The sequence below is a fragment of the Vibrio sp. Y176 genome (assembly GCF_033438945.1).
The window spans coordinates 1-1,051 of record NZ_JAWOQS010000126.1 but is presented as its reverse complement, the minus strand read 5'-3'; the positions used below and the strand labels follow the sequence as shown (position 1 = coordinate 1,051).

Sequence of the window (1,051 nt, the reverse complement as noted above, 5' to 3'; positions counted from 1 at the left end):
TGGAATCCCCTGACCAGTATCGACCACTTGCACTCGGACGTGATCGTCAACAATGGTAGCGGAAATGACGATCTTACCTTCTGAGGTGTATTTAATGGCATTGCCAATCAAGTTATACAGCACTTGCTCGAGGCGTTGCGGATCGGCCGAAACGGCTTTCAGGTCGGCTGGTACTTGGTTGATGATGCGAATGGTCTTATTGCCTAGCAGGTGATTAGAAAGCTCAAGCACCAAGCGTGTTGCACTGGCTAAGCTTACTGCCGATTTTTGGATATCCATGCTGCCATAGCGCATTTTGTGGTAATCCAATAAATCGTCTACGAGGTTAGCTAAGCGTTGACCACTTTTGATAATGATATCAAGTTGGTATTTTTGACTGGCGGGAATGACTCCATTTGCTCCTGACACAAGGGTTTCTGCTATCCCAACCATGCCATGTAGCGGTGTACGCAATTCGTGCGAGGTTGTTGCGAGGAACTCATCTTTCAGTTTATCAGCCAGTTGCAACTCATCATTTTGCTTCTGAATCAGCTTGATGTTGCTTTCAAGTTCTTCGTTTTGCTGTTTGATGGTTTGGATTTTTTCTCGAATCGAGCGCTGCATACGTTCGAAGCTGATAGCCAAGCGACCGATTTCATCTTTACGTTCGGTATTGAATGTTGTTTCGTCGAGGTCGCCAGCGGATACTTTCTCCGCCGCCCAAGTCAGCTTCAGCAGTGGTGATGTAATGAAGTTGGACAAATAATGCGATGCAATCACCACAAGAATGATCGCGATTAGCATGGCGATAACGAAGAGCTTTTCCAGTTGATGAATGCGTGAAAACGCCTCTTTTTCTGGAAGTTGAACCACGAGCGCCCATGTAATACCGCGTGTTTGAATTGGGGCAAATGCAGCGATAATTTCTTCGCCAAGTCCATTGGTGTAGGTGCCAACGTCGGTTTGTCCCGCTAAAGCTTTATCGATGACTTCAAGACTGTTTTGAATACTGTCTTGCTTGGTATTAATCGTACGTGGTTGCTGATCGCTGCCGACCAGTAGAGTGTTGATG

General features: G+C 46.3%; 1 protein-coding gene. It reads right to left on the bottom strand.

All coding sequences use genetic code 11. From position 1 onward, the window contains the following. Positions 1–1,051, bottom strand: a 1,051-nt coding sequence (locus R7O13_RS24550) for a histidine kinase dimerization/phospho-acceptor domain-containing protein (protein ID WP_318304895.1), incomplete at both ends; no start/stop codon positions are given.